The sequence below is a fragment of the Burkholderia sp. 572 genome (assembly GCF_040545135.1).
Lineage (GTDB): Bacteria > Pseudomonadota > Gammaproteobacteria > Burkholderiales > Burkholderiaceae > Burkholderia > Burkholderia cepacia.
This window is the reverse complement of the sequence record NZ_JBEPLH010000040.1, coordinates 44,912-51,354: the sequence shown is the minus strand read 5'-3', so window position 1 is coordinate 51,354 and position 6,443 is coordinate 44,912. Positions and strand designations below refer to the sequence as shown.

The window sequence follows — 6,443 nt, the reverse complement described above, 5'->3', positions numbered from 1 at the left end:
GGTTCGATCGTCACTTCTTCCTTGCGTTTGCGTGGCATAAAAGTGGCTCCTTGGTCGCCAGTTTATGCCTCGCACACAAAGTTTCGGATAGGCTCGGCTTACCTTGTATATGCCTACCAAATCACTCTTCCCCAAGTCCCCTGGTCAATTCATTTGACTTCGACAACGACCTTACCCTTCGCACGTCCTTGCGCCAAATACTCAAGCGCTTCCTTGGCGTGGTCGAATGCAAAAACCTTGTCGATCACCGGTCGAATGCGTCCCGATTCGAACAACTCGCCGATCTCGCGCAATTGCGCGCCGTCGGCGCGTACGAAGAGGAACGAGTAGGTGGCGTCCTTCTTTGCCGCAAGGCGCCTGATCTTTCGGCTCATCAGTCCGAAGACGAACTTCAGGACGAAGTTCAACCGGCGAGCATTGGCGAACGCCGCGTCCAGCGGACCGATGAGCGACACGATCTTGCCCCCTGGCTTGAGGATGCCGACGGACTTCTCGATGGAGTCGCCGCGCATGGTGCCCAGTACCATATCGTAGCCGCGCAGCACGTTCTCGAACTCCTGCTTCGTGTAGTCGACCACCTCGTCTGCGCCAAGGCCACTCACCAGTTGTACATTGCCCGTGCTGGTGGTCGTGCCCACCTTGGCTCCGAAGTGCTTGGCCAGTTGGATCGCAAACGTACCGATTCCGCCGGACCCTGCGGGAATGAACACTTTCTGTCCCCTCTGAATTTTCGCGCGTTCCTTCAGGGCTTGCCACGACGTCAGCCCGACCATAGGAACCGAGGCCGCCTGCACGAAGTCCAGGTTGGCCGGCTTCGGGGCGGCAACGCGTTCGGGCACCACGGCGAATTCGGCGAGCGAGCCGGTGCCCAAGTCGAAGAGGCTGGCGAAGACTGCGTCGCCTGGCTGGAAGCGCGTCACGCGGCTGCCGACCTCCTTCACCACGCCGGCAAGGTCGCTGCCCATCGTGGCTGGTAGTTCGAATTTCAGCACGGCTTTGAACATGCCGGTCGGGATCATGTTGTCGATCGGATTCAGCCCCACGGCATGAACCTCCACGAGCATTTCGTCGGGTTTGAGTGTGGGGAAAGAAACTTCAGCGAACCCTATCTCGGGCGATTTGCCGTAGCGTTTGAAGGTGAGTGCTTTCATGATGTTGGGACTTCGAGTGTGATTGATGATGGTTTTGCGTCTGGACGGAACGATGCTCACGCCCATGGCTGAAGCACCACCTTGCCGGTGGTCTGTCGTCCTTCCAGCAGGCGATGTGCTTCGGCGGCCTGCGAAAGTGGCAAAACCGTTCCCGGCTGTAGTACCACCTTGCCGGACAGGACCAGGCCGATGAGTTCTGTCAGCGTGGACTGGATCAATTCCGGGAGGGCCAGGTAGGCACCGACGTAGAAGCTGGTGATGGTGTGGTTGGGGACGGTAAGTTTCCAAGGATCGATCAAACTGGTCTTGCCACTGGACTGGCCGATGAAGATCATGCGCCCGAACGAAGCCAATGCCTTGAAGGCCTCGGCGACGTTATCGCCACCTGCGGTCTCCAGGATCACATCGACGCCCTTGCCGCCGGTCAGCGTGCGCACCCGCTCTGCCCAGTCGGGCGCGGTGTAGTCCACCGACGCATCAGCACCGAGGCGTTCAGCCAAGGCCCGCTTCTCGGGCGTGCTGGCGGCCGCAATCACCTTGCCTGCGCCGTACTGCTTGGCCAACTGCACCGCGAACGAGCCCACGCCGCCTGCCGCCGCCTCGACCAGCACCGTCTCACCCGGAGCGAGCCGGGCAGCTTGGCGCAACACCAAGGCTGCCGTTAGGCCATGGGCCATCAGCGCTGCAGCGCGCACGGCATCAAGACCAGGCGGCAGCGGGATCACAATAGAAGCGGGCACGCGGATGTACTGCGCGTAGCCGCCTGCGCCAGGCGTCGCCAGCACCGGCGTACCGACCGGGATCGTGGTCACGGCCTTGCCGACAGCGGCGACCGTGCCGGCCACTTCGGCGCCGAGCGTGAAAGGCGTGGGCGACTGTTCGGGATAATCGTCACCGCGACGACGCATGACGTCAGCAAAGTTCACACCGGCCGCGTCGACGCGGATAAGCACGTCGTCGTCTTCGATGGCCGGATCTGGAACCTCTTCATAAACCAAGGCGTCCGGCCCGCCGGTCGTGTGGAATCTGACTGCTTTCATCCTGCTTCTCCAATTGTGGTGGTGTTGGTCATGTCTGTCTGCAATGGGACTTGCTTCGAATCAAGTTCTGTCAGCCTTCATTGCGACAGAAACGCCAGCGCCTTGGGCACAAAGTCGGCGTGGTACTGAAAAATCCCTCCGTGGCCCGCGTCTTTGTAGATGACGAGTTGCGCCTGGGGAATGCGACGGGCCATGTCGTGGCTCAGGGCGGTCGGCACCATGATGTCGTGATCGCCATTGGCGATCAGCACCGGCATCTGTAAATGACCAAGGCGTTGCGGCGCTTGCTGGCCCCAGGCCTTGATCGCCTTGAGCTGGCGCAGGAATGCGCGAGGCGTTGGCTCCTTGTCGCGACCGGACTTGCGTTCCTTGAGCCGCTTCAGGAAGGCGCTTGCGGCCTGCCGGCCATTGGCCGTGGACGTAAAGAACAAATAGGCCTTGGGGTCGCGCAGAGTCAGCAAGCCCTTGAGCATCAGGGGCCAGGACACGGCGCCGACATGATCGATGCCTGGGCCCCCTGCGGGACCAGTGCCCGTGAGGATGAGCTTGCGTACCAGCTGCGGAGCCTTCAGCGCCACGTCCTGTGCGACGAACCCACCCAGTGAGAACCCCAGCAGGTCGACACGATCGAAACCCAACGCGCGGATCAGGGCGATGGTGTCGCGGGCCATCTCGTCGACGGTCACAGGTGCAGTGCCACCGGATGCACCAATCCCACGGTAGTCGACGGCGATGACACGATACTGGCGAGCGAGGCCATCGACTATGCGTGGATCGAAGTTGTCCAGCACGGCGCCCCAATGGTTCAGCAGCACCACGGGAATACCGCCTGCCGGACCCAATTCGCGGTAGGCGAAGGTGGTTCCCGCCGCGGCGACCGAATGGGTCTTGACGTGGGCGTAGGGGGTGGTCGATTCACTCTGGACACTGGAACTCGACATGGTTGACTCCTTGGTGCCCGGCCTCAGGCGTTGACATCCACGATGGTGCGGCCACGCACCTGGCCTTGCAGCATCGGGTCCACAAGGACCAGGACTTCGGCCAGCCCCACCACCTGCGTGGTCCGTGCAAGCTTGCCCAGATCCAGGTCGACAGCCAAACGTGCCCATGCGTTCTGCCGTAAGTCCTGCGGGGCATTGACCGAGTCGATTCCCGCCAGCGTCACGTTACGCAGGATGAAGGGCAGCACCGAACCGGGCAGGTCCGCGCCCTGAGCCAGCCCGAAGGCAGCCACCGCTCCGCGGTACTGAGTTTGAGCGAGGACGTTGGCAAGCGTATGGCTGCCCACCGAGTCGATCGCACCGGCCCAGCGCTCGTTGGCGATCGGAGCGCCCGGCTCGGACAGCGTGCGGCGGTCGATGATTTCGGCTGCACCCAGCTCGCGCAGGTAGTCGGCCTCTTCCAGCCGACCGGTCGATGCAACCACCCGGTAGCCCAGTTTCGACAGCAAAGCGATGGCAATGGAGCCGGCTCCGCCGCCGGCGCCGGTCACCAGCACATCGCCTTTGTCCGGTGTTACCCCCGCATGCTCCAGCGCGAGCACGGACAACATCGCGGTGTACCCGGCCGTTCCGATGCCCATGGCGTCGTGCGTCGAGAACGTCTCGGGCAGCTTGATCAGCCAGTCGCCCGGTACTCGCGCCTTCTGTGCGAAACCGCCGTGGTTGGTTTGGCTCAACCCCCAGCCGTTGGCGACCACACTCTCGCCCACCGCGAAGCCTGGATGCGAGGAGGTTTCCACCGTGCCTGCGAAGTCGATCCCGGGGATAAGAGGGAACTTGCGAATCACCGGCGCGCGGCCACTGATCGCCATCGCGTCCTTGTAGTTGACGGTGGAATAGTCGATCGCGACGGTAACGTCGCCTGGCATTAGGTCGGCTTCGTCGAAATCGACAACATCTGTGGAAATCGAGTCACCTGTCTTGGTGCTCAGCAGTGCTTTGAAGGTCATGGTCATTGCTCTTGGTTGGTCCCTTGTTCAGTATCTGGGCTTCACGTGCGAGGGCAAAAAATAGATGGCATCTCAATCCGTTTCAGGGACAAGGTGCGCCCGCGTCGCGGACAGCACGGCTTCGGAGAGCGCTTCTTCGTCGACCGCGCGCGCCAGCACGACTGCGCCAATCATCGTGGCGGCGGTCACCAGAGCACGCGCATCCGCATCGGGCTGCTCCCTGTCGGTGGCATGCCGGGATACGATGCTCAGCAGGTCCTTGATGCGGCGCGTCGCGGCGCGACGAATCGTCGGCGACTGACGAGATAGATCCGTTCCCAGCGAAGCCACCGGACAGCCGGACTCGGGATTCTTCACGTGTTCTTGCGACAGATAAGCGCGCAGCAACGCCTGCCGCGATTTGCCAGTCGGAGCTGCAGCCACGATGCGCAGGAAGGTCTCGACGGCTTCTGCGCCAGCGCGGTCGACCAACTCGGCAAGCATCACCTCACGGGAGGCGAAGTGCGCATAGAACCCGCCGTGGGTCAGGCCGGCCAGCTTCATGATGTCGGCAATGCCGATCCCGTCGAAGCCGAAGCGGCGGATCGCACGTGCGCCCGCATCAACGATGCGTTCGTGCGTACTCTCTTTGGATCGGGTGGTGGGTCGTTTCATGCGATGTTTATCTGTACGCGTGCTGGCCGTAAACGGGCCACGCTCACCCGCGCGCCCGCAGGCGCCGCGTGCGGAACGTGCCCCAACCGCTGTGGAGCGCAGACTTCAGGAATGCAGACAACCCGCCCTCGTCGGGACGCGGCGACTGGCCTCTTGCAATACGCTTGAGCTGGCGCGTGTACCACAGCACCTCCATGATCCCCATGCGGTCGACCGCCTTGAGCCCCGTGCTGATGGGGCGTACATGCTGCGAACTGTCGCGCCCTTGAAGCAGGGCGGCAGGCGCGTCAGGGTCGATCGCCAGCAGCCGCGCCAGGCCGACCACATCGAGTGCGCCGGAGCGAAGGGCGTCATTCATGCCGATCGCCGTGCGAAAGCCACCGGTGACCATCAGCGGCACCTTCACCGCTGCGCGCACCCTTTCGGCGAACTCGAGGAAGTAGGCTTCACGGGCTGCGGTGGACGCCTTCTTCGGCTCCTGCATCGCACCACTCATGGCCGGTGCCTCGTAGGTGCCGCCGGAAATCTCTATCAGATCGATGCCTGCATTCACCAATGCGTGGATCGTCTCGATCGACTCGTCCTCGGTGAAGCCACCGTGCTGGAAGTCGGCCGAGTTGAGCTTGATCCCCACCGCAAAATCCGGCCCCACTTGGCGGCGGACCTCTGCATAGACGGCCAGCACGAAGCGCCGCCGCTTCTCTGGGCTGCCACCCCATTCGTCGGTGCGTCGGTTGTGGTGCGGGGAGAGGAACTGGTTGACCAGATAGCCATGGGCGCCGTGGATTTCGACACCGCTGAATCCGGCCTTCTTGCAGATGGCCGCGCTACGCCCGAAGCGCGTGATGATGTCCTGGATTTCGGCGATGGTGGCTTCGCGCGGGGTCTCGAAGAAAGCCGCCATGTCCTCGCGGAACGGTACGGCCGAGGGCGCGAGGTTGTAAGCGTTCAGCCCCTTGGTCGACTGCTTGCCCGGATGGTTGAGCTGGGCCCAGATAGCCGCCCCTTGTCCGGTCACGGCCTGTGCCCACTGTCGCAGCATCGGCAGGTCCGCCTCGTCCTCGATCACCACGTTGCCGGGTTCGCCCAGTGCGCGACGATCAATCATTACGTTGCCCGTCATGATCAAGCCCAAACCCGTATTGGCCCAGCGCCGGTACAACCGCACCAGATCCTTGGTCGGGCGATTGTCGTAGGTGCCCAGCGTTTCACTCATGGCTGCCTTGGCAAGGCGACTGCGCAGTACGCTGCCGTTGGGCAGGCGCAGGGGTTGGTTCAGCAGGTTTGTTTTCATGGGCGACTCAAAGGCCGTGCGGTCGTAGGGCGCGATCTTCTTGGGTGGCTGCAGGAAGGCCGTCAGCCCCTGGAACCACATCACCTCCTGAAAATCTCCGCTGATGGTCAGCTCTTTGTTGCCCAGGCCCTTCAGAAAGGCATTCTGGCTGTCTTTGGCCGAAAGGATCTCAAAGCCCTTGCCGGCATCCTTGAAGCTGAAAGTGAAGCGAGGCTGATCCACCAGGCCTGATACGGAGTGGATGGCGCCGTTGCGGATGAAGAACGTGCGACCGACGCCCGCCTCGGTGTGGATCTGGAACACCAAGTCCTTACCAGCGACGTAGCTGGCACAATCGGGATTGTTCTTGATCT

General features: G+C 62.6%; 6 protein-coding genes. All 6 read right to left on the bottom strand.

Features of this window, described 5'->3' with window-relative positions; translation table 11 throughout:
- Nucleotides 1-149: 149 nt before the first annotated feature.
- Complete coding sequence (locus ABIC51_RS39315; protein ID WP_096476070.1) at nucleotides 150-1,151, bottom strand: NADP-dependent oxidoreductase; 1,002 nt, start codon at nucleotides 1,149-1,151, stop codon at nucleotides 150-152.
- 56 nt (nucleotides 1,152-1,207) lie between these two features.
- A complete protein-coding gene (locus tag ABIC51_RS39310) occupies nucleotides 1,208-2,191 on the bottom strand; it encodes a quinone oxidoreductase family protein (protein WP_175899498.1) in 984 nt (327 codons plus the stop codon).
- Nucleotides 2,192-2,268: 77 nt separating this feature from the next.
- Nucleotides 2,269-3,132, bottom strand: coding sequence for an alpha/beta fold hydrolase (locus tag ABIC51_RS39305; protein ID WP_131947381.1), 864 nt, complete (start codon nucleotides 3,130-3,132; stop codon nucleotides 2,269-2,271).
- A gap of 23 nt (nucleotides 3,133-3,155) precedes the next feature.
- Entirely contained in the window at nucleotides 3,156-4,142 is a 987-nt protein-coding gene (acuI, locus tag ABIC51_RS39300) for an acrylyl-CoA reductase (NADPH) (RefSeq protein ID WP_126365540.1), read from the bottom strand.
- A 72-nt stretch (nucleotides 4,143-4,214) separates the two neighbouring features.
- Entirely contained in the window at nucleotides 4,215-4,796 is a 582-nt protein-coding gene (locus ABIC51_RS39295) for a TetR/AcrR family transcriptional regulator (protein ID WP_175899496.1), read from the bottom strand.
- Nucleotides 4,797-4,839: 43 nt separating this feature from the next.
- Nucleotides 4,840-6,090, bottom strand: a complete 1,251-nt coding sequence (locus tag ABIC51_RS39290; protein ID WP_175899692.1) for an NADH:flavin oxidoreductase/NADH oxidase family protein — start codon at nucleotides 6,088-6,090, stop codon at nucleotides 4,840-4,842.
- Nucleotides 6,091-6,443 lie beyond the last annotated feature (353 nt).